General features: G+C 73.9%; 2 protein-coding genes. Both read right to left on the reverse strand.

Annotation, left to right across the window (positions count from 1 at the left end; translation table 11 throughout):
* Positions 1 to 652: 652 nt before the first annotated feature.
* Positions 653 to 1,939 (reverse strand): ribonuclease D, encoded by a 1,287-nt coding sequence (locus GUY61_RS36915; protein WP_166634663.1) that lies wholly within the window; start codon positions 1,937 to 1,939, stop codon positions 653 to 655.
* Positions 1,940 to 2,028: 89 nt separating this feature from the next.
* Positions 2,029 to 2,691 carry a response regulator transcription factor gene (locus GUY61_RS36920; protein WP_043444816.1) on the reverse strand — a complete coding sequence of 221 codons (663 nt, stop codon included), beginning with the start codon at positions 2,689 to 2,691 and terminating at the stop codon, positions 2,029 to 2,031.
* Positions 2,692 to 2,947: the final 256 nt, after the last annotated feature.

Raw genomic sequence — 2,947 nt, forward strand, 5'->3', positions numbered from 1 at the left:
GGCCGGCCCGGCCTCCGAGTGCTCGGTGGCGGGCGCGGCGGAGGAGGCGGAGGCCGGGGTGCGGGCCCCGGGCCGCCGTGGAGCCGAGCGGGCGACCGGGCCCGCACGCGGTGCCCCGGGCGCTGGAGGCCGGTCGAGCCGCCCCGGCGGCATGACGAGTGCCGCGTCGGTCGGGGTTTGCCCGCTGAGGAGCGGCGTCCGGTGCCGGGGGCACCTCCCGCCCCGGAGGCAGGGGGAGCATCGCAAGGCGGCCGGAAGCCCTCGTAGTGGGCCTGCTCGGGCTTTCGGCCGACCCCGGCGTGGGAGGGACCCCCACGCCGCGTTGTCGGATCGCCCGAATACGCCCAGTATGAGGATGCCCCTCCGCCTTGCGGTGCACCGCATCTGACGCCGCGCGCCGATCCAACGGGGATTACGGGACAGCCCTAGTGCCGCGTCGGTCGGGGTTTGCCCGCTGAGGAGCGGCGTCCGGTGCCGGGGGCACCTCCCGCCCCGGAGGCAGGGGGAGCATCGCAAGGCGGCCGGAAGCCCTCGTAGTGGGCCTGCTCGGACTTTCGGCCAACGCAGCGTGGGGGTACCTCCCGCACCCGGAGGGCTGCGGGGGAGTGCCGTGCAGGGCGTCGCGACGGGGCGAACCCTGGCTGACGCGGCACTAGGCCCCGGTGGCCGACAGGGCGCGCGTCAGGGCGGGGGTGACCAGCTCGATCTGCCACGGGCGGGCGCCCAGGGCGCTCAGCGTGGCGGAGACGGCGTCCGGGGTCGGCGGGACCGGCGGCTCCCAGCACAGGCGGCGGACCGTGTCGGGCGAGACCAGGTTCTCCTGCGGCAGGCTCAGGCGCTCCGCCAGTGCGGAGACCGCCGCACGGGCCGCCGAGAGCCGGGCCGCGGCGGCGGGGTCCTTGTCGGCCCAGGACCGCGGCGGCGGCGGGCCGGCCGCCGCCGCTCCCGGCTGCGGCAGTTCGGAGTCGGGCAGAGCCTTGGCGCGGTCGATCGCGGTCTGCCACTGTTCGAGCTGGCGCCGCCCCATCCGGTGCCCGAACCCCGGGAGCGCCGCGAGGGCGTGCGTGTTGGGCGGCAGGGCGAGGGCGGCCTCGACGATCGCCGCGTCGCCGAGCACCTTGCCGGGGGAGATGTCGCGCCGCTGCGCGACCTGGTCCCGGGTGAGCCACAGCTCCCGTACGACCGCCATCTGCCGGCGCCGCCGCACCTTGTGCATCCCCGACGTGCGCCGCCAGGGGTCCTTGCGCGGCGGGGCGGGCTCGGCGGAGGCGATGGCGTCGAACTCCTGGAGGGCCCACTCCAGCTTGCCCTGCCGGTCGAGCTCCTTCTCCAGCGCGTCCCGCAGGTCGACGAGGAGCTCCACGTCGAGCGCGGCGTAGCGCAGCCAGGGCTCGGGCAGGGGACGCGTGGACCAGTCGACCGCGGAGTGGCCCTTCTCCAGCGTGTAGCCGAGCACGCCCTCGACCATCGCGCCCAGACCCACCCGCGGGAAGCCGGCGAGCCGCCCGGCGAGCTCCGTGTCGAAGAGCCGCCGCGGCACCATGCCTATTTCGCGGAGGCAGGGCAGGTCCTGCGTGGCGGCGTGCAGCACCCACTCGGCACCGTCGATCGCCTCGCCGAGCGCGGACAGGTCCGGGCAGGCGACGGGGTCGACGAGTGCGGAGCCGGCGCCCTCGCGGCGCAGCTGGACGAGGTAGGCGCGCTGCCCGTAGCGGTAGCCGGAGGCGCGCTCGGCGTCGACTGCCACCGGGCCGGTGCCCGCGGCGAAGGCCGCGACGACCTGGGCGAGCTCCCCGGCGGTCGTGACCACGGGAGGAATGCCCTCGCGCGGTTCCAGCAATGGGATCGGCGCCCCTGCATCAGAGGTGACGTCGTCCGGGGGAGCGCCCCCGGTGGTTCGCAGTGGACTCATCGCTGCGGTGTCTTGGGCGTCGGTCACCTGTCAAGGGTATCCGTGTATGGACCGGGCCCGCCGACGTAACGTTCCGTCGACGGGCCCGTGAAGGATGTAAACCGGTCAGTGTTCGTTCAGTGAATGATGCCTGTACGTAGGGCCACGGCGACCATTCCGGCCCGGTCACCGGTGCCCAGCTTGCGGGCGATCCTGGCGAGGTGGCTCTTGACGGTGAGGGCCGACAGGCCCATGGAGACGCCGATCGCCTTGTTCGACTGGCCCTCCGCGACCAGTCGCAGCACCTCCACCTCACGTCCGGACAGTTCGCGGTAGCCACCCGGGTGGCTCGGGGCACCCGGGGGGCGGCGGTGCAGGCGCGCGGCGGCGGCACCGATGGGGGCGGCGCCCGGTCGGGTGGGGAGCCCGATGTTGGTGCGCGTGCCGGTGACGACATATCCCTTCACACCGCCCGCGAGGGCGTTGCGCACGGCGCCGATGTCGTCGGCGGCGGACAGGGCGAGACCGTTGGGCCAGCCGGCCGCGCGGGTCTCGGAGAGGAGAGTCAGGCCGGAGCCGTCGGGAAGGTGGACGTCGGCGACACAGATGTCGCGGGGGTTGCCGATGCGGGGACGCGCCTCGGCGATGGACGAGGCCTCGATCACGTCACGGACTCCGAGGGCCCACAGATGGCGGGTCACGGTGGAACGGACGCGGGGATCGGCGACGACGACCATCGCGGTCGGTTTGTTCGGGCGGTAGGCGACCAGGCTTGCGGGCTGCTCGAGAAGAACGGACACCAGGCCTCCTGGGGGAGTGGCGCGGGGACGGGTCACCAAGTCCTTCGGCAGCGATCAACTCGGGCTTTAGGGAAAGATCACGATTTAGTGAGTAACAATTCGGGCAGTTCGGACAGGTGATCGACCGCCCGAAGAGGAGAGCGCCCCATCTCGCCCGAACCGGCGACCTGGACCGGCTGAAGTCCGGCTTCGCCGGGCCCGTGTTCGTCCCCGGTGACCCGGGCATGTCCGACGAGGCCGCCCCGTTCAACCGGAC

This window comes from Streptomyces sp. GC420 (genome assembly GCF_009916105.1).
In the GTDB taxonomy this organism is placed as follows: Bacteria; Actinomycetota; Actinomycetes; order Streptomycetales; family Streptomycetaceae; genus Streptomyces.